The 19995-nt window shown below is 72.7% G+C and carries 21 protein-coding genes; 8 read left to right on the forward strand and 13 right to left on the reverse strand.

Features of this window, described 5'->3' with window-relative positions; genetic code table 11:
* Positions 1-77 precede the first annotated feature (77 nt).
* The 6 genes from ACFV2S_RS00655 to ACFV2S_RS00680 all read right to left on the reverse strand — a co-directional run bounded on the left by ACFV2S_RS00655 (position 78) and on the right by ACFV2S_RS00680 (position 5318).
* Positions 78-1091: an agmatine/peptidylarginine deiminase gene (locus ACFV2S_RS00655; protein ID WP_385552729.1), complete on the reverse strand. Its 1014-nt coding sequence runs from the start codon at positions 1089-1091 to the stop codon at positions 78-80.
* Between the two features lie 113 nt (positions 1092-1204).
* Entirely contained in the window at positions 1205-1612 is a 408-nt protein-coding gene (locus ACFV2S_RS00660) for an urease subunit gamma (protein ID WP_385552732.1), read from the reverse strand.
* Between the two features lie 94 nt (positions 1613-1706).
* Positions 1707-2900 carry an ABC transporter permease gene (locus ACFV2S_RS00665; RefSeq protein ID WP_385552735.1) on the reverse strand — a complete coding sequence of 398 codons (1194 nt, stop codon included), beginning with the start codon at positions 2898-2900 and terminating at the stop codon, positions 1707-1709.
* Positions 2897-3619 (reverse strand): ABC transporter ATP-binding protein, encoded by a 723-nt coding sequence (locus ACFV2S_RS00670; RefSeq protein WP_385552737.1) that lies wholly within the window; start codon positions 3617-3619, stop codon positions 2897-2899. The genes ACFV2S_RS00665 and ACFV2S_RS00670 overlap by 4 nt, the downstream gene beginning before the upstream one ends.
* Positions 3616-4788: a peptidoglycan-binding protein gene (locus ACFV2S_RS00675; protein WP_385552740.1), complete on the reverse strand. Its 1173-nt coding sequence runs from the start codon at positions 4786-4788 to the stop codon at positions 3616-3618. Before ACFV2S_RS00675 ends, ACFV2S_RS00670 begins: the two co-directional genes overlap by 4 nt.
* Before the next feature lie 2 nt (positions 4789-4790).
* Positions 4791-5318, reverse strand: coding sequence for a hypothetical protein (locus tag ACFV2S_RS00680; RefSeq protein WP_383785901.1), 528 nt, complete (start codon positions 5316-5318; stop codon positions 4791-4793).
* 170 nt (positions 5319-5488) lie between these two features.
* Here ACFV2S_RS00680 and ACFV2S_RS00685 point away from each other — a divergent pair, with 170 nt between their 5' ends.
* Positions 5489-6145 carry a response regulator transcription factor gene (locus ACFV2S_RS00685; protein WP_385552743.1) on the forward strand — a complete coding sequence of 219 codons (657 nt, stop codon included), beginning with the start codon at positions 5489-5491 and terminating at the stop codon, positions 6143-6145.
* Positions 6142-7425 (forward strand): sensor histidine kinase, encoded by a 1284-nt coding sequence (locus ACFV2S_RS00690; protein ID WP_385552746.1) that lies wholly within the window; start codon positions 6142-6144, stop codon positions 7423-7425. Before ACFV2S_RS00685 ends, ACFV2S_RS00690 begins: the two co-directional genes overlap by 4 nt.
* On the opposite strand, the gene ACFV2S_RS00695 is transcribed toward ACFV2S_RS00690, so the two are convergent.
* Entirely contained in the window at positions 7415-7993 is a 579-nt protein-coding gene (locus tag ACFV2S_RS00695) for a TetR/AcrR family transcriptional regulator (protein ID WP_385552749.1), read from the reverse strand. The two genes, ACFV2S_RS00690 and ACFV2S_RS00695, sit on opposite strands and share 11 nt — an antisense overlap.
* A gap of 153 nt (positions 7994-8146) precedes the next feature.
* Between ACFV2S_RS00695 and ACFV2S_RS00700 the strand changes: the two genes are divergently transcribed.
* The 3 genes from ACFV2S_RS00700 to ACFV2S_RS00710 are packed head-to-tail and all read left to right on the forward strand — an operon-like array spanning position 8147 to position 10433.
* Positions 8147-9337, forward strand: coding sequence for a 7TM domain-containing protein (locus ACFV2S_RS00700; RefSeq protein ID WP_385552752.1), 1191 nt, complete (start codon positions 8147-8149; stop codon positions 9335-9337).
* Entirely contained in the window at positions 9334-10197 is an 864-nt protein-coding gene (locus ACFV2S_RS00705; protein ID WP_385552755.1) for a sugar-transfer associated ATP-grasp domain-containing protein, read from the forward strand. Before ACFV2S_RS00700 ends, ACFV2S_RS00705 begins: the two co-directional genes overlap by 4 nt.
* Complete coding sequence (locus ACFV2S_RS00710) at positions 10185-10433, forward strand: hypothetical protein (protein WP_385552758.1); 249 nt, start codon at positions 10185-10187, stop codon at positions 10431-10433. Before ACFV2S_RS00705 ends, ACFV2S_RS00710 begins: the two co-directional genes overlap by 13 nt.
* On the opposite strand, the gene ACFV2S_RS00715 is transcribed toward ACFV2S_RS00710, so the two are convergent.
* From ACFV2S_RS00715 to ACFV2S_RS00725, 3 genes are all read right to left on the reverse strand, one after another.
* Positions 10418-11077 carry a response regulator gene (locus ACFV2S_RS00715; RefSeq protein ID WP_385552761.1) on the reverse strand — a complete coding sequence of 220 codons (660 nt, stop codon included), beginning with the start codon at positions 11075-11077 and terminating at the stop codon, positions 10418-10420. The genes ACFV2S_RS00710 and ACFV2S_RS00715 overlap by 16 nt on opposite strands.
* Entirely contained in the window at positions 11074-12492 is a 1419-nt protein-coding gene (locus ACFV2S_RS00720; RefSeq protein ID WP_385552764.1) for a sensor histidine kinase, read from the reverse strand. Before ACFV2S_RS00720 ends, ACFV2S_RS00715 begins: the two co-directional genes overlap by 4 nt.
* A 68-nt stretch (positions 12493-12560) precedes the next feature.
* On the reverse strand, positions 12561-13739 hold the full coding sequence (locus ACFV2S_RS00725) for an agmatine/peptidylarginine deiminase (RefSeq protein ID WP_385552768.1): 1179 nt from the start codon (positions 13737-13739) through the stop codon (positions 12561-12563).
* Between the two features lie 113 nt (positions 13740-13852).
* On the opposite strand from ACFV2S_RS00725, the gene ACFV2S_RS00730 reads away from it, so the two are divergent.
* The 3 genes from ACFV2S_RS00730 to ACFV2S_RS00740 all read left to right on the forward strand — a co-directional run bounded on the left by ACFV2S_RS00730 (position 13853) and on the right by ACFV2S_RS00740 (position 16741).
* Positions 13853-14464: a TetR/AcrR family transcriptional regulator gene (locus tag ACFV2S_RS00730; protein WP_383785929.1), complete on the forward strand. Its 612-nt coding sequence runs from the start codon at positions 13853-13855 to the stop codon at positions 14462-14464.
* Positions 14465-14817: 353 nt separating this feature from the next.
* Entirely contained in the window at positions 14818-15846 is a 1029-nt protein-coding gene (locus ACFV2S_RS00735) for an agmatine deiminase family protein (RefSeq protein WP_385552772.1), read from the forward strand.
* 25 nt (positions 15847-15871) lie between these two features.
* Positions 15872-16741, forward strand: a complete 870-nt coding sequence (locus tag ACFV2S_RS00740; protein WP_385552775.1) for a DUF4436 domain-containing protein — start codon at positions 15872-15874, stop codon at positions 16739-16741.
* Between the two features lie 124 nt (positions 16742-16865).
* On the opposite strand, the gene ACFV2S_RS00745 is transcribed toward ACFV2S_RS00740, so the two are convergent.
* The 3 genes from ACFV2S_RS00745 to ACFV2S_RS00755 all read right to left on the reverse strand — a co-directional run bounded on the left by ACFV2S_RS00745 (position 16866) and on the right by ACFV2S_RS00755 (position 19922).
* Positions 16866-17627, reverse strand: a complete 762-nt coding sequence (locus ACFV2S_RS00745; protein ID WP_385552778.1) for a DUF4097 family beta strand repeat-containing protein — start codon at positions 17625-17627, stop codon at positions 16866-16868.
* Between the two features lie 178 nt (positions 17628-17805).
* Positions 17806-19143 (reverse strand): FtsX-like permease family protein, encoded by a 1338-nt coding sequence (locus ACFV2S_RS00750; protein WP_385553556.1) that lies wholly within the window; start codon positions 19141-19143, stop codon positions 17806-17808.
* Positions 19143-19922, reverse strand: coding sequence for an ABC transporter ATP-binding protein (locus ACFV2S_RS00755; RefSeq protein ID WP_385552781.1), 780 nt, complete (start codon positions 19920-19922; stop codon positions 19143-19145). Before ACFV2S_RS00755 ends, ACFV2S_RS00750 begins: the two co-directional genes overlap by 1 nt.
* Positions 19923-19995 lie beyond the last annotated feature (73 nt).

The following is a 19995-nucleotide window of genomic DNA, read 5'->3' on the forward strand; positions in this document are numbered from 1 at the left end:
CGCGCTCTCTTTCCGTGAGGGGTGCGGGGAGGCCGGAGGGCCGCGGGGGCGGCCCTCCGGGAGCGGTCCGTTCTCGGTCAGGCGGTGGCGGGGACCGCGGGGACCTGCTGCGTGATGCAGTGGACCCCGCCGCCGCCGTAGGCGATCGCGGGCGCCCGCACCCCGACGACCTCGCGGCCGGGGTACGCCGCGGCGATGACCGCGAGCGCGTCGTCGTCCTGGGGCACGCCGGCCACCGGGACCACGACGCCGCCGTTGGCCACGTAGTAGTTCAGGTACGACACCTCGACCCGGCCGCCGCCGATGTCGGCGTACGCGGTCTGCGGGACGTCGATGATCTCGAACGGGCGGCCCTGGGCGTCGGTCGTGGCCTCCAGCACCGCGCGGTTCGCGCGCATCCGGGCGTAGTCGGGGTGCGCGGGATCGTCGGGCAGGGAGACGACGACCTTGCCGGGAGCGGCGAAGGCGCAGACGCCGTCGACGTGCCCGTCGGTCTCGGTGTCCAGTAGACCGCCGTACGGAAGCCAGACAACCTTGTCGACGCCGAGCTGGGATTTCAGTTCCGTCTCGATCTCGTCGCGGTTCATGCCGGGGTTCCGGTTGGGGTGGAGCAGACACTGCTCGGTCGTGATCAGGGTGCCTTCGCCGTCGACGGTGAGCGCTCCGCCCTCCAGGATCATGTCGGAGGCGATGCGCTCGACGCCGAGGTGCTCCAGGAGGAGGCCGCTGATCCGGTCGTCGGAGTCGTACGGGCTGTGCTTGCGGCCCCAGGCGTTGAAGCGGAAGTCCACTCCGGCGCGGTTGCCGTCGCCGTCGATCACGAAGAGCGGGGCGGAGTCGCGGAACCAGGAGTCGTCCTGCGCCAGCTCCACCACGGTGATCTTCTCGCCGCACGCCTTCCGGGCGTCGTCGCCGTGGCCGGGCGGCGCGACCATGGTCACGGGCTCGAAGGCGGCGATGGCGCGGGCGACGTTCGCGTACTCCTCCTTCACGTCGTCGAGCACGCTGCCCCACAGGTCCTCCCGTACGGGCCAGGCCATCAGGCACCCCTCGTGCGCGGACCACTCGGCAGGCATACGGAATGCAGTCATCACGGGTCTCTCTTCGTTTCGCCAGAAGTACCCGTCGGCGGCGGCCGGCTCAGCCTGGCGGACGTACAGGACGGGTACGCGGTGTGAACAGCATCCTCCTCTCGACTGAAAATTCAGTCAAGAGCAGAGGCATGGGTTTTGAAATTTCGATCAGACTCCGCCTCCCGGACCCCTCGCTCCCCCTCGCCGAAGGGAGTGCCGATGACGGCCAGCCGTGTACCGTCGCCGAGCACCACCTCGACCCGGATGTCCGTGACGGCGCCGGTGACGCCGGGGAGCGCGTCGCCGGGGCAGACGGCATCGCGTCCCCGGTCGAGCGCCTCGGCCAGGTGGAGGCCGTCACGCGCGGCCTCCACCACGGTCGCGGCGATCAACGCGGTCGCCTCCGGCACGGTGAGGCGCAGACCGCGCTCCAGGCGCGTCCGCGCGAGCCGGGCCGCCGCGACGTGCGGCGGCCGGTCCCGCCCGGTGGGCGACGGGGGCGGTGCCGCCCCCTGGCGGACGGGCCCGATGGCACGCATGATGCCCCTTCCTCTCTCCGGAACGCCGGTACGCGGGGACAGGCGGCTCACTGTGACACTGACTGAAATGTCAGTCAAGGCAGAAGGCGTCGCCTCAGGCCGAGCGCAGGGCGTCCGTCGGCGACGCCCCCGCCGCGCGCAGGGCCGGGTAGATCCCCGCCACCCCCGCCACCAGGACGGACACCGACGGCCCGGCGACGATCGTGTAGAGGGGGACGGAGACCGGCCACCCCTGGGCGACCGCGTAGCCGTACACGGCGAGCGCGCCCATCAGCAGGCCGCCGACGCCGCCGATGAAGCCCATCAGCACGGCCTCCAGCAGGAACTGCGCGGCGATCTGCCCTCCCCTGGCGCCCAGCGCGCGCCGTAGTCCGATCTCCCCGCGGCGTTCCATCACGCCCACCACCATGGTGTTGGCGATGCCCACACCACCGACGAGCAGGGCGACCCCGGCGAGGGAGAGGACGAGGCCGGTGAGCGCGCCCTTGGCCTCGCCGCGTGCCGTGAGGAGGTCGGAGGGACGGCTGACCGCGACCATGCCCGGGGCCGCCGGATTCGCGGTGGCCCCGGCCACGGCCTGCACGTCGGGGACCCGCTCCGGGTGCGTGCGCAGATAGACGGTGGCGGCACTGCCGTCGGCCCCCAGGTGCGCCACCGCCTGGGGCCAGCCGACCAGGGCGGCCGTGCCGAGTTCGGGAGCCAGGTCGTTCGGTGCCAGGATCCCCCTCACCACGTACGCCTGCCCGCCCAGCCACACCCGCTCCCCCGGCGCGGTCACGCCGAGGCGCTCGGCGGCCTGGTCGCCGAGGACGGTCACCGGAAGGCGCTCGGCCGCCCGGTCCAGCCACCGCCCGCTCCGCAGGGTGGCGTGCAGCACGTCGAGCAGGTTCGGCCGGGCGGCCAGCACGCTGAGGCCGCCGGTCTGCTCCTTCGGCACCAGGTCGTTCCGGTAGACCTCGGCCTCGGTGGCCCCGGTCGCCGTGACCTGCTGCACCGGGGCGATCCGGGCGAGCATCTTCTCCGCGGTGGGCGGCAGCGGTACGGGACGCTGCTCGGCGTCCTTGCCCGGCGACACGCTGATCAGATTGGAGCCCAGCTGGTCCAGGCGGGCCAGCAGGTGCGCCTGGTTGGACGAGGAGATGCCGGTCACGGCGATGACGGCGGCGATGCCCAGGCAGATGCCGAGGGCCGAGAGCGCGGAGCGCGTCCTGCGCGTGCGCGGTCCGATCATGCCGAGGCGCAGCAGGTCCGTCGGCCGCAGCCGGGTGCGGCGCTGGGGAGGTGTCACGGGGCGGCTCCTGCGGGTTGCGGGCGGCGTTCGTCGAAGTCGACGCGTCCGTCGTGGATGCCGATGCGCCGGGGGAAGGAGGCGGCGAGATCGCGGTCGTGGGTGATGACGACGACGGTGGTGCCGTGGTCGTTGAGGGTGCGCAGCAGGTCGACGACGGCCGCGCCGGAGGTGCTGTCGAGCGCCCCGGTGGGTTCGTCGGCGAGCAGCAGCGCGGGACGGCCGACGAGGGCGCGGGCGATGGCGACGCGCTGTTTCTCGCCGCCGGACAGCTGGTCGGGGTGGTGGTGGAGGCGATGGCCGAGGCCCACCTCGCGCAGGGCCGCGACGGCCGCCTCGCGCCGCTGTGCGGCGGGGGCTCCGGCGTAGAGCAGACCGGTGGCCACGTTCTCGACCGTGCTGAGTCCGGAGAGCAGGAAGAACTGCTGGAAGACGAAGCCGATGCGGTGCGCGCGCACGGCGGCGAGCTCGGGGTCGGAGAGGCCGGCCAGGTCGCGCCCCTCGAAGCGCAGCCGGCCGGCGGTGGGCCGGTCGAGCGAGCCGAGGAGCGCGAGCAGGGTGGACTTGCCCGAGCCCGAGGGGCCGACGACGGCGCAGAGTTCGCCGGGCTCGACGGTGAGGTCGATGCCGTGCAGGACGCGCAGCGGCGGCGAACCCGGATACTCCTTGGTGACGCCGGTGAGTTCGAGGACGGGCGGGCGCCCGGGTGGCGGTGTCACGTGGGGATCACCACCCGGTCGCCGCTCCTCACGTCGCCGGTGATCTGGGCCCTGGCGTCGGCGACCAGCCCCAGCCGCACCTTGACGAGGCGGGTGGTGGTGCCGGTGACGACGTTCACGCCGTAGCCCCCGCCGTCCAGCGCGAGCAGCGCGGTGACGGGGACGACGAGGGCGTCGGTGGCGGTGTCGCCGACGACGTCGACCGTCACGGACGAGGGTCCGGCCCGCCGGGCCGCCCGCTGGTCGTCCAGCACGACCGTGACGACGGTCTTCTGTCGGCCGCCGCCGGAGTCCGCCCCGCCGTCGCCGCCTCCCCCGCGGACGAGGGAGCGGATCCGCCCCTGGACGGTGCCGCCCTCGGCGAGCCGCACCTCCACCCTGCCGTCCGGCTTGAACCGGGAGAGCTGGTTCTCGGCGGGCTGGACGACCGCGACGAGGTCGGTGCCGCTCACGGTCAGGGCCTCGGCCGCCCCCACGGGTGCTCCGAGCCGGACGCCCACCTTGTCCACGCGGACGGCACGCTGCGGCACCATGACGACGCTGCCGAACGCGACCGTGCCGGTCTGCTTCACGCCCAGGGCCTTCTGCCAGCGCTTGACGGCGACGGCGGTGCCCGCGGTGAACTTCTCGTCGACGGCGAGGCCCAGGCCGTCGGCGTGACCGAGCGCGACCAGGTTGCGCTCGAGCTGCCGGACGTCGGGGCCGTCCTCGACGCCGGGCCCCAGGTCGCGCCAGAGGGGCCGCTCCCCCGTCATGAGGACGACCGGGAGGCCGTCGACCTCGTAGAGGCGGCCGCCCGCCTTCACGACGGAGCCCACGGCGGGGAGCGCGGTGAAGGTTCCCCGGCCGGAGGCGACGACGGGGGTGGAGGCGTCGTAGGCGAGGGCCCCGGCGACCTGGATGCCGCTGGACAGCGAGCCCCGCTCGACGGCCACGGTGCCGTGGCCGAGGGCAGGCTGTCCGGGGGCGGAGCTCCCGCGGTCCCAGGGGCGTGTCGCGCCGAGCGCGGCCGCTCCCCCGACGGCGGCGACGAGGACGAGCGGGAGGACGACGCGGCGGCGCTTCCTCCGTACGGTGCCGATCGCGGGTTCGTCGTGGTCGGCGGCCCGGGCGGGGGCCCCGGGACGGCCGGGGCCGGCGGTGCGGGAGGTCTCGGAGGTCCGGTCCATGATCACTCGCCGATCCGGTAGCCGGGCAGCGGGAGCTTGCTGCAGGCCGGCTGGATCGCGTCCCACTTCGCCGCGTCGAACGACTGCACGGGGATGATCAGGATGGCGGACTTCGGGTCGGGGTCGGGGAGGTCGGGGTAGCCGTGCTTCCGCCCGCACGCGACCCAGGCGCGCGCCTGCTCGACGAACTTCTGGAGGTTCTTGTCCTTGACCTGGCGGATGCCGGGGTTCCGCGCGTCGCAGACCTTGACCGCCGCCTCGTAGGCGGCGACCGAACCGCCGCCGTCCGTACCGGAGGCCGGCATGAAGATGTTGCCGTCCTTGTCCTGCTGGACGCCGTTCTGCCCCTGCCCGTGCATGCAGGTCACCCACGCCCGGCGGATCGCGTTGTCGTCCTGCGCCGTGCTCGCGCCCGACCCGTCGTCACCGGCGACCCGGGGCGCGGTGTCCTCCGCGGAACAGCCGCTCATCACCAGTGCCGCGGTGACGGCGGCCACCGCCATGAGGGCCCGTTCGGTCCGACTGCGCATGTTCTGCTCCCTGCTGGATCTCGACGATGAGGTACGGCAGTTCTACGGAGCGCCCGGTGAGCCGTCGGTGAGCGTGCGCCTAACCGGCGGCTAACGTCCCCGGAGGCATCCTTGACCAGGGGGTTCGCCGAAAGGACCGCGTGCGGCGCGGCTGAGTGGAGTGGGATCGGATGCGCGTGCTCATCGTCGAGGACGAGACGGAGCTGGCCGCGATGCTCGCCGAGGGCCTGCGGGAGGAGGGCATGGTCTGCGAGGTCGCCCACGACGGGGCCCGCGCACTGGAGATGACCGCCGCCGCCCCGTACGACGTCCTGATCCTGGACCGGGACCTGCCCCTGCTGAGCGGGGACGCCGTGTGCCGGGCGCTGAACACGGCCGGGTATCCGGCCAGGATCCTGATGCTCACCGCGGCCGGCGCGCTGTCGGACCTGGTGGACGGCCTCGGGCAGGGCGCCGACGACTACATGGCCAAGCCGTTCTCGTACCTCGAACTCGTCGCCCGGCTGCGCGCCCTCGGCCGGCGCGCGCCCTCCGGCAGCACCCCGACCGTGCTGACCCGTGACGGCGTCAGCCTGGACACGGTCCGCAGGGTCGCCGAGCGCGACGGGCGGCCGCTGAGGCTGACGCCCAGAGAACTCGGCGTCCTGGAACTGCTGCTGGCGGCGGACGGCGCGCCCGTCACGACGGAGGAGCTGAGGGACCGGCTGTGGGACGCGGCGCTCGACCCGGCGACCACGGCGGTCCGGGTCACCGTCCACTCGCTGCGCCGCAAGCTGGGCGAGCCCTCCCCGATCAGTCACGATCCCGGCTTCGGATACCGCCTGTGAACGGCCCTCACCGCCGCTCCGCCGACCGTCCGACGGCGGACCCGCGCCCGACCGCTCGCCGGCCGTCTCCGTACCGGCTTCCGCTGCGCGGCCGGCTGGCCCTGGCGACCACCACGGTCTTCGTGGTCCTCGGCGCCGGGCTGCTCGTGCTGAACTGGCTGAGCTCCAAGCAGCTCATCGAGGACAACCGCGCCGTCCTCGTCCCGGCGGCCGTCCTGACCGACGCCCCGGCGGCCGAACCCCTCGCACCGGCCGCGAGCCCCTCTCCCCGGCCGCCGGACCCCGTGAAGGCCCTGCGCACCACCCCCTCCGAGGCCTTCGAGGACTTCCAGGACCGCGTGCTCAACAACCTGCTCGTCCGGTCGCTGATCCTGCTCGCCGTCTTCACCGCCCTCGCCGCGCTCCTCGCCTGGTGGGCCGGACGGCGGTCGCTGCACCGCCTCACCCAGGTCACGGCGGCCGCGCGGCGCATCGGCAGCGGCAGCGCCCTCGACGAGCGGCTCGGCCTCAGCGGGCCGCACGACGAGGTCCGCGAGCTCGGCGACACCTTCGACGCCATGCTCGACCGGCTCGACCGCAGTTTCACCGCCCAGCGCCACTTCACCGCCCACGCCTCGCACGAGCTGCGCACGCCGCTCACCCTGCAGCGCACGGCGCTGGAGATCCCGCTGGCCCAGGGGCGTGTGCCCGCGGACCTGGAGCCCGCCCTCCGGCGGGCCCTGGACGCCAACGCCCGCACCGAGCGGCTCATCGACGCCCTGCTCACCCTGGCCCGGGGCGAGAGCGAGAACCTGACGCCGCATCCGGTCGATCTGGCGGACGCCGCCGGGGCCGCGGCGGAGGACCTCGCCGGAGAGGCCCGATCCGCGGACGTCCGCGTCACCGCGGAGCTCGCCCCCGCACCGGTCGTGGGCGACCCGTCGCTGCTGCGCCAGATCGCGCTGAACCTGCTCGCCAACGCCGTACGCCACAACCACGCGGGCGGCACGGCGACGGTGACCACGGGCGTCCGGGGGACGCGTGCCTTCGTCGAGGTCGGCAACACCGGCCCCGTGCTGGACCCCGAGGAGGTCCCCGCCCTCTTCGAGCCGTTCCGGCGCGGCACGTCACACCGGGGCAGGGGCCTGGGGCTGGGCCTGGCCGTGGTGCGCGCGATCACCGTCACCCACCACGGCGAGGTGACCGCGACGCCTCGCCCGGACGGCGGCCTCACCGTAAGGGTCGATCTGCCGTGGGAGCCCGGCGAGCCCGGCCCGGTCCGAAAGACCCCTAGCGGCTGAGCCGGTCGACCTCGGCGTCGATGGCGTCGCTCATCAGGGTCCGGGCGTGGGCGATCTGGAGGGTGCCGCTCAGCCAGCGCATGCTCAGGCCCTCCAGGAGTGCGGTGAGCCGTTCGGCGGAGGCCGTGAGGGCGACGGCGGGGGCCATCGGCCGGACCTGGCCGAGCAGCGCCGCCACCTCTTGGACCCAGACCAGGGTGGCGCGCGTGAGGTCCTCGCGCAGGAGCGGGTCGAAGACGGCGCTCGCCCTCAACTCGCCCCAGGCGCTGCTGTTCTCCCTGACCTCGGTCGAGTCCTGGAGTTCGAGGAGGAGCCTCTGGTCCAGTTCCTCGCGCGGACCGAGCGGTTCGGCGTCCGGGTCATGGTCGGTGGTGTAGCGCTCGGCGCGGTCGTTGATGAACTCCAGCGTCTTGCTGAGGATCCCGGCCCGGTCCTTGAAGTGGTAGTAGATCAGCGCCGTGGACACGCCCGCCTCGGCCGCGAGCTCCTCCACGCGCAGGCCGCGGACGCCGCGCCGGGCGATCACCCGGGCGGCGGCTTCCAGGATCTGAGTGCTGCGAGACGCCATGGCCCGAACCTTACCGGGCGCTCACCGGCCGGGGATCACGGACCTGATCACCGGTCGGTGAGGGGGCCGGGCCGCACGAGGGGCAACTTTCGTTGCACCGGCAGGGCCGATCGGTACTACCGGACGCCTGATGCCCCGTTCGAGGCTGTCCCCATGCAAGACCTCGTGAAGTACGAAGAGAGCGCGCCCGGCGGTGAACGGGCGGTCGTCGCCCACCGCCGGGGGCGCGACAAGGTGCCCGTGTTCGTGAAGGTGCTGGCGGCGGTGGCGAGTCTGGGGCTCCTGCTGACGGGTGTGCTCGGCTCCCCCGACCGGCCGCTGAGCCGGTCGTCCGAGGTCATCGGCGAGCGGGAGATGGTGCGCGTCACCGGTCCGACCGGACGGAGCTCCGAGGTCCTCGCCCTGATCGACACCGGTGCTTCGGCGTCGTCACTGGACACGGCGCTGGCGAAGGAGCTCGGCTTCGACCTCGACGACGCGCCGAGGATCACCGTGGGTTCGGCGCTCGGCCGCGAGCGGCGCCCGGTGGTGGACACCACGGTGCGGCTGGCCGGCCGGTCGTTCGTCGCCAAACTCAGCGTCAACAACCGCTCCAAGCGCGAGACCCCCGTCCTGCTCGGCCGGCAGGAGGTCCAGGGACTCCACGTGGCGGTGGGCAAACGGCTGCTGACGCAGCCCGACTCCACCGCCGCGCCCTCCGCCCTGCGGATCCTGTTCGCCAAGGCGCCCGCGATCGACCCCGTGTCGATGATGGCCCTGCTGCCGCTGGCGGCCCTGCTGATCGTGCTGCTGCGGGTGGTCGTCGGGCTGAACACGCTGGGCACGTTCAGCCCGGTGCTGCTGGCCCTGGCGTACGCGCAGGCGGGCCTGCCCCTCGGGGTGCCCCTCACGCTCGTGATGTTCGCCCTCGGGTTCGCCGCGCAGCCCCTGCTGCGCCGGCTCCACCTGCCCCGGGTCGCCCGGCTCGGCGTCCTGATCGCCGTCGTCACCTCGGGCCTGATCGCCGCCCAGCTCGGCCTGGGAAGCTTCGGGCTCTCCGACTCGTGGGGGATGTCGCTGCCGGTCGTCGTCACGGCGATCGTCACCGAGCGCCTCTGGGAGGCCTGGGACCTCGACGGTGTCAGGGCCGCCGTGACCGGAGCGGCCCTGACCATGGGAACGGCCGTCCTGGTGGCGCTGCTCCTCCTCACGCCGTACGTGCGGGAGGTCGCGGAGGCGGTCCCCCTCCAGCTCGCGCTCGTGTGCGCCGTGTGGACGGCGGTCGCGGGGACGTACCGCGGGCTCCGCCTCAGTGAGCTCTTCCGGTTCGCTCCCGCCGCCAAGAGGCGGGAGGCGGGGGTGTGATACGGCTCCGCGGCTGGGATCCGGTCATGGGCATGAACCTGCGCAACGCCCGGATCGCCCGCCACAACTCCTCGGCCGCCATCCGGCTGGTCAACGACAAGTACGCCACGAAGGAGGCACTGGCCGCGGTCGGTGCGCCCACCTCCCCCACGCTGGCACTGCTGCGCTCGCGCCGGGAGATCGCCGCCCTGGACTGGGACGGCCTGCCCGACTGCTGGGCCCTCAAGCCGAACCAGAGCCTGGGGGGCAACGGCATCCTGCTGGCCTTCGGCCGGCGCCGCCGGAACTGGACGTCCTCGTCCGGCCGCCGGATCTCCCGGGACCAGGTCGCCGACCAGCTGCGCCGCATCCTGGACGGGGACTTCTCGCCGCGACCCACCGACTGGGCGCTGTTCGAGCCCCTGATCCGGGCCCATCCGGAGCTGGCGCGGCTGTCCCACCAGGGGCTGCCGGACATCCGGGTGATCTGTGACCGGGACAGGCCCCGCCTGGCGATGCTGCGGCTGCCCACCCGGTTCAGCGGCGGGCGCGCCAACCTGCACCAGAAGGCCATCGGCGCCGCCGTCGAACTGTCCACCGGGCGGATCACCCGGGCCCTCGTCGGGAAGGATCCGACGGAGACGCATCCGGACACCGGGGCCCGGCTGATCGGGGCGACCGTTCCGCACTGGCCGGAGGTGCTCGACGCGGCGAGCCGCTGCGCGGCGGCGACCGGCCTGCACTACCTGGGGGCCGACATCGTCGTCGACGCCGAGCGGGGGCCGCTGATCCTGGAGGTCAACGCGCGGCCGGGCCTCCAGATCCAGAACGTCACCGGTCACGGTCTGATGACCGGGACCACCCACCCGTGGAGCTCCTGATGCGCTGGACCGCGCTCGTTTCCAAGACCGTCGTCGCCGGGGCGGCCGGCGCCTTCCTCGTGTTCAGCGCCGCGGGCGTCGCACCGCCGCGGCAGGCGTCCGACGCGGACGCCGGCCGGGAGACCCCGGCGGACGAACGGCCCACCGCTCCCGGGCCCGGGGGAACCGGCGCGGCTCCGGGGGCCACCGGGGGCGGTCCGGGTCCCTCGCCCACGGCGGGTCATCTCTCGCCCTGAAGGAGCCGGGCGTCGTGGGCCAGGATGGCGGCCTGGACGCGGTTGGCGCACCGCAGCTTCGCCAGCATGCGGCTCACGTACGCCTTGACGGTGCCCTCCCCCAGGTGCAGCCGCTTGCCGATCTCCGCGTTGGAGGCGCCGGTCCCGACCATCGCGAGCACCTCGCGCTCCCTGCTGGTGAGGTCGGCGATGCGGCGTACGCGGGGATCGGCGGGTTCCTCGTCGCTGTCGAGGTACCGGTCGATGAGGTGCCGGGTGATCTGGGGGGACACGACCGGGGAACCGGACGCGACCCTCCGCACCGCCTGGACGAGTTCCTGCGGGGTGCTGTCCTTGAGGAGGAATCCCGCCGCTCCCGCCTTCAGCGCGCGGTCCACGTAGGCGTGTTCGCCGAACGTGGTCAGCATGACGACCCGGGTCGACGGTGCCCGCGCGGCGATCCGTTCCGCCGCGCACAGGCCGTCGGTGCCGGGCATCTGGATGTCGAGCATCGCGACGTCCACCTCGTGCCGGACGGCGAGCTCCGCCGCTTCGTGGCCGTCCGACGCCTCGGCCACCACGTCGATGTCGTCGGCGTGCTTGAGCACCAGCCTGATGCCGGCGCGGACCAGTTCCTGGTCGTCGGCGAGCAGAACACGTATCACAGAGGGGCCTCGGGAAGGGTGCGGAGGAGGGTCGACGAGACGGCGCTCTCCTCGGTTTCGGACGGTTCGTCGACCTCCGGGTACGGGACGAACGCGAGGGTGACGAACTGCAGGACGACGACACCGGCCACGCCCAGTGCCAGGCCGGCGGCACGCACCGGCCGGTGCCACCGGCTCCGCGCCGCCGACACGGCCTGCCGTCCGTCCGGGGCGGGCGTGCTCGCCGCGGCGGGGCCGGTGTCCAGCGGAATGCGGGCGTCGACCGCGTACCCGCCGCCGTCCACCGGGCCCGCGCCCAGCGTGCCGCCGAGCAGCCGGATCCGTTCGTGGAGGCCGACGAGGCCGAGGTCGCCGCCGGGCAGCCGGACCGCACGGGCGGTCGCGGTCTCGGGTCCGTTGCGGACGTCGACGCGTACCTGCCGGGACTCCCGGCGGACGACGACCCGTACCTCCGACGCGGCCGCGTGCTTGTGCACGTTGGTCAGCGCCTCGCGGATCACCCGGTCCACGGCGCGCCGGGCGGTGGGGCTCTCCCCCGTCAGGTCCTGGCCGGACCAGTCGAGGCGGACCGCGATGCCCGCGCTCCGGGACTGGTCCACCAGTGCGGCGACCTCCGCGTGGGTGCCCGTTCCCGCGGTCAGGGGCTCCGCGGTGCCCGACAGGGGGTCCTCCGCGCGCAGGACCTTCAGGACGTCCCTCAGTTCGGCCATGGCCAGGCGGACCGTGCCGTGCACGAGCCGGGCGCTGCGCCGGACCTCGGGATCGCCCGCCTCGCCGGCCATCTCCAGGCCGCCGGAGTGCAGGGCGATGAGGCTCAGCCGGTGGCCGAGCAGGTCGTGCATCTCGCCCGCGATGCGGGATCGTTCACGTGACCGGGCCTGCTCCTCGGCCGAGCGGTGGGCCCGTTCCAGGAAGGCGTTGCGCTCCTCCAGGGCCCGTACCAGCCGTTCGCGCTGGCCGGCCAGGGCCCCGGCGAGGCCGGGCAGGACGCCGCAGACGATGCCCGTGACGAGGACGACCATCACGTCGTACTCGAGTATCGGCGCCGGCTCGGCGGCCGAGTGGGCGACGGTGACCGCCAGGGGCACCGTGAGGGACACGGTCAGGACGACGGCGCGGTGGCGGATCCTCGTCCAGTGGAGGCCCGCGGTGTGGGCCACGGCCGTCAGCGCTCCGCCGGTCAGGGGTTCGAACGCGATGAGCGTGGCGGCGGCGACCAGTGCCGTCGCGGTCCACCGGCGGCGGACGAGGACCGCCGTCACCGCGCCGGCCGCCGTGGCGAGCTGCCCCGTCGTGCCGCACAGCGCGCCCTGTTCGGAGCTCCAGCTGTCCCAGTCGAGCAGGGCCAGGATCGTCGCCCCGGTGACGGCGATCAGCGCGAGGTCGGCCAGCCATGGAAGCATCCGGCGGCGCATGGAACTCTCCCAGCGAGGCCGGTCGCCGCTCGGGCGCGGCGACCGGCGCGTCATTCGGTGTCGTCCGGTCAGAGGGACGGGGGGACGGCCGGCTGCGACTGCGTGGCGCAGTGGATGCCGCCACCGCCGCTCGCGATGCCGTCGATGTCCAGCTGGACGACGGTCCGGCCGGGGTAGGCGGCCTGGAGGATCGCGGAGGCCGCGGCGTCCGCCTCGGCGTGCCCGAACTGGGGCACGATGACCGCCCCGTTCGCCGTGTAGTAGTTGGTGTAGCTGGACAGGAAGGCGCTGCCCATGTCCTTGCCCCGGATGCGCTCGCGGTCGGGGCCGGGGAGCTCGGTGATGTTCAGGCGGCGGCCCTGCGCGTCGGTCGCGCCCTGCAGGATCCGCTTGGTCTCCTCGTAGACGGCGACCCACTTGGCGTCGGTGCGGGGGCCCGGCTTGTCCAGGATGACCTCTCCCGGTCCGACGAAGCGGGCCAGACAGTCGATGTGGCAGTCGGTGATGTCCTGCCCGGCGAGTCCCGGCACCCAGATCACCTTGTCGGCGCCGAGCGCCTCCTTCATGGCCTGCTCGACCTGGTCCTGGCTCATGCCCGGGTTGCGGTTGGCGTTGACGAGCGAGCTGACCGTGGCGAGGACGGTGCCCTGGCCGTCGGTCTCCAGCGAACCGCCCTCGCCGACGAATCCGGCCCGCACCCGGGGGACGCCGTACTGTTCGAGGAGGGTGGCGGCCGCGGCCGCGTCGTTCGCGTAGGGCTGCGCGTACGAGGTGCCGGCCTTGCCCCAGCCGTTGAAGTTGGTGTCCACGCCCGCGACGGCGCCGGGCGCGACCACGAAGGTGGGGCCGAAGTCCCGGATCCAGAGGTCGTCGTTGGCTATCTCGACGACGTCGATGGCGTAGGCGGCACCGGCGCCGCAGGCGTAGCGGGCGTCGGCCGCCTGACTCGGGCGGGCGAGCACCACGACCGGCTCGTAGCGGGAGATCGCGTCGGCCACGCGCGCGATGTCCCGGCGGACGGCGGGGAGCTGGTCGCGCCAGACGGACGACAGCGCGGGCCAGGCCATGAAGGTACGGACGTGGCGGTCGGCCTCCCCGGGCATCCGCAGCGTGGCGCCGGAGGGGCCGGTGGCGGCACGGGCGGCGGTGGGCAGTGCCGAGCCGAGGGCCGCGAGCGGCACGGCCGCCGCGCCGAGCTGGAGCAGCCGGCGTCGGGACGTCGTGAGGTTGTCCGTGGGGGTGTCCATGGAACTCCTGCCTGAAGGGAGGGGGCGGGTGGTGCAGGCATGGTGCCCCAGACTGAAAATTCAGTCAATCATCGAGAGTCAGTGACTAAATTTTCAGTCAATATGTGACACTGATGGTTCAGACCACACACGAGGGGGATCACGTGGCGACGGACCGCCGAAGCGCCATCCTGGAAGCCGCCGCGCGCGTCATCGCGCGGCGGGGGGTCCGCGGGCTGCGCATGGAGGAGCTCGCGACCGAGGCCGGGGTGTCGACCGCGCTGCTGTACTACCACTTCAAGGACCGCGCCGGCATCCTGCGCCACACCCTTGAGTTCATCAGCGAGCGGGCCGACCGGTACACCTCCGACGGGGACGGCGCCGACGGCCTCTCGGACGCCCGGACCGAGCTGGAGCGCTCCCTCCTCCTGGAGTTCCAGGACGTTCCCGAGGTCCGCGAGAACAGCACGGCCTGGGGCGAGCTGCGCGCCAGCGCGATCTTCGAGCCCGAGCTGCGCGGAGATCTGGCCAGGGCCACCCTCGCCTGGATCCACGACGTCGCGGACCTGCTCAGCGGCGTCCGGCCGATGGCACCCGCCCCGGCCCTCACGGCGTCGGCGGAGCGGCTCACCGGCCTCCTGGAGGGGCTCAGCACCCGCTGGCTCAGCGGCGCGCTCCCCCTGGACCACGCCCGCGAGCTGGTCCAGGACGCGATCTCCGTGGAGATCGCACGCCTGGACCGCTGAGGCGCACGCCCCCTCGGGGCGCAGGTCCCGCGAGACACACGCACCCCATGGCACACACGCTCTCGCGAGGCATACCCCATGGGGCACACGTTTCCCACGGGGCACACGTTTCCCGTCAAATTTGACTGGATTTTCAGTCAATGTCAGAGTGGCGACACGCCCTGAGGTGCTCACCCCGCGGTGCCGTCGGTTCGGCGGGCCGCGCATGCACCCTGTTGACGGCACGGCCGCGATCCGCACCCCTCGTTCCGCGGTGCCCCGCCACCGCCGGATCGCCCGTCCCGCTCCCCGCCCCCGTCCCGCGCACTCCCCCGCCCCACCCCGGTCCCGCCCCCTCACGATCGGAGACCCCGATGTCCCTCCCCCGTCCCTCCCGCCGGCTGGGCGCCGAGTGGGAGAGCCACGCCCGCACGTTCATGTCGTGGCCCGCGCTGGAGTCCGTCTGGGAAGAAGACCTGCGCTACGTCCGCAAGGACATCGCCGACGTCGCCCGGACCATCGCGGAGTACGAGTACGTCGTGATGATGGCCCGGCCGGACCAGCTCGCGGCGGCGCAGCGGGCGTGCGGCTCCGAGGTCGAGGTCATCCCCCTGGCGGTCGACGACCTGTGGGCCCGCGACACCGTCCCCGTCTTCGTCGAGGAGGACGGAAGGGTCCTCGGCGTCGACTTCAACTTCAACGGCTGGGGCGCCAAGCAGGTGCACGACAACGACGCCCGGGTCGGGCGGAGTCTCCTCCCGGCGTACGGGACGCCGTGGATCCAGGCACCGCTCGTCGCCGAAGGAGGTTCCTTCGAGACCGACGGCGAGGGCACCCTCCTCGTCACCGAGAGCTCGATCGTCAACGACAACCGCAACCCGGGCCTGAGCCGCGACCGGATCGAGGCCGAACTCAAGGCGCTCCTGGGCGTGCAGAAGGTGATCTGGCTGCGGGGCGTGCGCGGCGAGGACATCACCGACGCGCACGTCGACAGCCTCGTACGGTTCACCGCGCCCGGGGTGATCCTCCTGGACCGCGCCTTCCCCGGCATGCCCGCCGATTCCTGGTCGCGTTCCTCGGACGAGGCCCTGTCCGTCCTGCGCGGAGCGACCGACGCACGGGGGCGCGCGTTCGAGGTCATCGACCTCCCGCAGCCCGATCCCGACCGGATCCGCGGCTACGACGACGACTTCCTGTCGACGTACGCGAACTTCTACATCGGGAACGACGCCGTGTTCGTCCCCCGGTTCGGCGACCGGAAGGCCGACGACCGGGCGCGGGGAATCCTTCAGGAGCACTTCCCCCGGCGGGACGTCGTCCAGGTGCGGATCGACACCCTCGCCACCGGGGGTGGCGGGATCCACTGCGCCACCCACGACCTGCCCGGCCGGCCGGTCGACTGACCGCACCACCCATCGAGGAGCCTCCGTGCCCAACCCCCGACGCCGCGCATCCAGCCGGGGCAGAGTCCTTCCCGCCGTCCTGGCCGCCCTCGCGATCCTGGCGGCCATCGCCCTGGGAACGTGGCTGCAGTTCCGCGAACGCCAGGCCCTGGACACCGTCCACACCACGGGCGGATCGGCCCCCGACCGGGTGGACGTCGACGCCTCGGTCCAGCGCGTCGACGCCGCCGGCCGGGAGCTGATCCTGCGCGTCCTGGTCACCCCCCGCGGAGAGCTGGCCGAGGCCGGCGGGGTCTCCCCCACCGAGGACCTGACACTCCAGACCTCCACCTCCACCCGGGGCGACCTGTCCTTCAAGGCCCACAGCCGCATCGCGACCATGGACCTGCCCGTCACCCTGACGGGCGGCTCCATCACGGACTATCCCTTCGACGCGTACGACGCCGCCGTCGAGTTCAGCGCCACCCAGGGCGGCGAGAAGGTCCCCGTCCGCATGACGCTGTCCAACAGCGACGCCCTGTTCTCCGCGGAGGTCGACGCCTCGGACGACAACGGGACGGCGGTCTTCGACATCGGTCTGGCACGCTCCCGCAGCGTGCTCGTCTTCGCCGTCTTCATGATGACCGCCATGTGGGCCCTCGCCGTCTCGGTGCTCACCGGCACCTGGTTCCTCGTCACCCGGCGCAAGGGACTGACCTGGCCGGCCCTCGGATGGATGGCCGCCACGCTCTTCGCCCTCGCCGCCTTCCGCAACACGGCCCCGGGCTCGCCGCCGATCGGCAGCCTCCTGGACTACCTCGCCTTCCTCTGGGCGGAGACCGTCATCGCCTTCTGCCTCGTCACCGTGGTCGTGTCGGGCTTCAGGGCCGAGCGCGCGTCGCCGGGCGCCGACTAGGGCGAGGTCGGCGCCGGCCCGGTGGCCCAACTGCGATGGGCAGCGGGGCATCCGGCGAGACGATCAGGTGTGAGGCGTCCTACGCCCCGCCGACACCGCCTCACGGATCCATCCGGTACGGCCGTCACGGCGCCTCCCTCGTGCCGATGACGATGTCCCCGCCACGGGTGTGAATCCTCACGGCGTGATCACTTGTGTCGTCTTCGACGACATCCACCGCGATGTCGCCCTTCTTGGCGGACGTGTCGACCGCGTACGTCGCCCCCGGCAGGCCGAGCCGAACGTCGCCGTCCTGGCTTCGCACATCGACGAGGTCGGGTGCGGCGGCGAAGTTCAGCTCGCTGTCGCCGTTCCGTGAAGCGACGGTGACCGACCGCGCGGAGATCTCGTCGCCTTCGATGGTTCCGTCCCGGCCCTCCAGGTCCAGACGGGGCCCGCTGAGGTCCGACAACCGGATGTCGTCGGCTGTGGCCGAGAAGTCAGCCGCGAAGCCCGTGGCTTCGACCCGACCCTTGTTGTTCTCGACAGCGATCGCGACGTCGCGCGGCACCTTCACGGTGTACTTCGCACCGCAGTTGACGGAGAGCCCCGTGCAGTCGACCGCGAGTGCGAGAACGCCCCCTTCGAGCTTCCATCCGGCTTCCACCTCGCCGCCGACCTTCGTACCGCTGACCTGCCGCGTCACCTGGACTCCCCTGACTTCGGCAGCTACGAGTTCCAGGTCGGCGGAGTCGGACTTCACGGTCAGGCTCTTCCCGCTGAAGTCAAATGTCTTCGACTCCACGACTGAGTCCGCCGAGGTGACGTCCGGGCTGCATCCCGTAGCCGCGGCAGTGAGGATCGCGACGCCCCCGAGAGCGATCACGACGTGAGGCCTCGTTCTCATTGCTTCATTCCTTCGTACTTCTGGACACGCACGTGGCGCGAGCCGTTCATGGTGGTGGTGGGTTCAAAGGGCACGATCGCGGCGACGGCGCGTTCGTTCCGGGACGTCAGGAGGCAGCCCGCGTACCGACCGGGGGGAATTCTGCTGTCGCGACGGCGGGAACGGACTTCGCCCTGCTTCACGAGCGCAGGGCCCTGGCCGTGACCGTGCGCGAGACACGGACGGCTTGGAGGGCCAGAGCCAGGCAGGTGGTCACGAGCGTCACGCCGGCGAGCACGCCGAGCGTCGTCCAGGGGAGGCCGGCCAGGACCTGGACGACGCTGATCTCGGCGCCCATGGCGAGCGTGGTACTCGTCACCGCGACGGCGATCGCGCCGAAGACGATCGCCGTCCCCGCGTAGATCACTCCCTCGTAGATCGTTGATCGGGTGACCACGCCTGGTCGCGCACCGGCGACCGTCACAAGGGCGGAATCACTGGTGCGTTCCCGCCCGACCAGGGCGATCACCGCAAGGCCGCCGACCCAGGACACGACGAAGACCCAGCCCAGCACGACCAGGACATCGTCCAGCGCGGCGGTGCCTCCGGGCATGACGTTCCCCATGACCATGAAGAGTCCGACGAACGACAGGGATAGGGCGAAGGGCAGCACCGTGGTGACGCTTCTCGCGGCGCGGGTGCGGCACGCTTGCACGGCAAGGTGCCAGGCGACGCCGCGCGAGGGCACGAGCGCGGTCCAGAACCTCATCAGAGGGGTGATCACCCACGGCCCCATCAGCAGCAACAGGCAGATGAGGAAGAGGTCTCCGGCGAAGGCGAAGGCCGTCCGCTGTTCGGTCCCGCCTTCGAGTTCGAGCCCCAGCCCGGGAATCCACATCCCGAGCACACCGGCGAGGAGGCAGAGGCCGAGCACGCTGCGCGTGACGCCGGGCCGCGCCGGTGGATCGGAGAGGTCTCGGAACGCGCGCATCTCCGGTGTCCTGGCGGCGCGGCGCGTGACTCCCCAGCCGCCGAGCAGGCACGGGACCACTCCGGACAGCGCGCTCAGCCCGACGTGCCAGAGCTGGAATCCGGCGGCGGCTCCGTGCAGGTCGAGCCCCTTCGCCGTCCACTGTCCGAGGGCGGTGTCGGCGACGAGAGGGGCCAGCGGCACTGCCAGCGCGCCGGCTGCGGCACCGAGCACGACCAGTTCCGTGCGCAGGATGAACCTGATGCGTCGGCGCGGGATGCCGAGGATCGCCCACAGGGCGTGATCGCGTCGCTGGGTCGTCAAGGTCAGACTGACGGTGGATGCGACGATGCCCACAGCCGCGAGCACGGTGAAGAAGACGATGTTGCCGCCGAGCGCGATCGACGCGGAGACCATCCGCGCATCGCCTGCCGCCCGCGCTGCCGAGACGGCGGAGAACATGGCGATGACCGAGCCCGCCGAGCATGCCGCACCGAACACCGCGCACACGAACGTCCACGCCCACATGGACGCCTGCATCCGGATGTCCGACAGGACCAGTCGCATCACGGCGTCTGCTCTCCCGCCTCGTCCTCCGACTGCGCCGCGAGGACGGCGTCGCTCACCGCGTGGGAGTCGCCACCGGGAATGACGGCGTGCACCCGCCCGGACCCCAGCACCACGACCTGATCGGCACGTGCGGCCGCATGAGGGTCGTGTGTGACCATGAGGGCCGTGGTTCCCTGCGCGGGAAGTGCCTGCAGCCAGTCGAGCACGACGTGACCCGACTTGAGGTCGAGCGCACCGGTCGGCTCGTCCGCGAAGACCAGCCGAGGCTGATTCGCGACGACCCGGGCCACCGCGACGCGCTGGCGTTCGCCTCCGGAGAGCCGGTCGGGGCGCCGCCGCGCGTGCTGGGCGATACCGAGCCTCGACATGGCGTCCGCGACCCTCGACCTCGGCACCCGACGGCCGGCGAGCCGCGCCGGCAGGGCGATGTTGTCCTCGACCGTCAGCGAACTGACGAGGTTGTACTCCTGGAAGATGAATCCGACGTTCTCACTGCGGAATGCGGCCTGCTTCCGAAGGGGGAGCGACAGGACGTCGGTTCCCAGGACCTCGAGGGAACCCGCGGTCGCCCGCTCCAGACCGGCCATGCAGAGCAGGAGCGTCGACTTGCCCGACCCGGAGGGGCCGACAATGGCGGTCAGCCGGCCTTCGGGAATGTCCAGGTCGATGTCGTGCAGGACACGCGTCGTCTCGCGTCGACGACCCGGGACGGGGAAGTCCATATGAAGGCCGCGCAAACGGATGCAGGGCACGGAATCGGTAGCTGCGATAGGCATGCACCGAGCTAAGCAGGACACGGAGGGAGCCACACGGGTGCCTGCACTGCTTGAAGGTAGACCTAGGTCTACC

Origin of the sequence: Streptomyces sp. NPDC059695 (assembly GCF_042733785.1) — a bacterium.
Classification (GTDB): domain Bacteria; phylum Actinomycetota; class Actinomycetes; order Streptomycetales; family Streptomycetaceae; genus Streptomyces.

Bases quoted from the DNA above. Each gene is read 5' to 3' on its own strand.
- ACFV2S_RS00655 (WP_385552729.1), bottom strand. From the start codon at position 1,091: ATGACTGCATTCCGTATGCCTGCCGAGTGGTCCGCGCACGAGGGGTGC.
- ACFV2S_RS00660 (WP_385552732.1), bottom strand. From the start codon at position 1,612: ATGCGTGCCATCGGGCCCGTCCGCCAGGGGGCGGCACCGCCCCCGTCG.
- ACFV2S_RS00675 (WP_385552740.1), bottom strand. From the start codon at position 4,788: ATGGACCGGACCTCCGAGACCTCCCGCACCGCCGGCCCCGGCCGTCCC.
- ACFV2S_RS00680 (WP_383785901.1), bottom strand. From the start codon at position 5,318: ATGCGCAGTCGGACCGAACGGGCCCTCATGGCGGTGGCCGCCGTCACC.
- ACFV2S_RS00685 (WP_385552743.1), top strand. From the start codon at position 5,489: ATGCGCGTGCTCATCGTCGAGGACGAGACGGAGCTGGCCGCGATGCTC.
- ACFV2S_RS00695 (WP_385552749.1), bottom strand. From the start codon at position 7,993: ATGGCGTCTCGCAGCACTCAGATCCTGGAAGCCGCCGCCCGGGTGATC.
- ACFV2S_RS00700 (WP_385552752.1), top strand. From the start codon at position 8,147: ATGCAAGACCTCGTGAAGTACGAAGAGAGCGCGCCCGGCGGTGAACGG.
- ACFV2S_RS00720 (WP_385552764.1), bottom strand. From the start codon at position 12,492: ATGCGCCGCCGGATGCTTCCATGGCTGGCCGACCTCGCGCTGATCGCC.
- ACFV2S_RS00725 (WP_385552768.1), bottom strand. From the start codon at position 13,739: ATGGACACCCCCACGGACAACCTCACGACGTCCCGACGCCGGCTGCTC.
- ACFV2S_RS00730 (WP_383785929.1), top strand. From the start codon at position 13,853: ATGGTTCAGACCACACACGAGGGGGATCACGTGGCGACGGACCGCCGA.
- ACFV2S_RS00735 (WP_385552772.1), top strand. From the start codon at position 14,818: ATGTCCCTCCCCCGTCCCTCCCGCCGGCTGGGCGCCGAGTGGGAGAGC.
- ACFV2S_RS00745 (WP_385552778.1), bottom strand. From the start codon at position 17,627: ATGAGAACGAGGCCTCACGTCGTGATCGCTCTCGGGGGCGTCGCGATC.
- ACFV2S_RS00750 (WP_385553556.1), bottom strand. From the start codon at position 19,143: ATGCGACTGGTCCTGTCGGACATCCGGATGCAGGCGTCCATGTGGGCG.
- ACFV2S_RS00755 (WP_385552781.1), bottom strand. From the start codon at position 19,922: ATGCCTATCGCAGCTACCGATTCCGTGCCCTGCATCCGTTTGCGCGGC.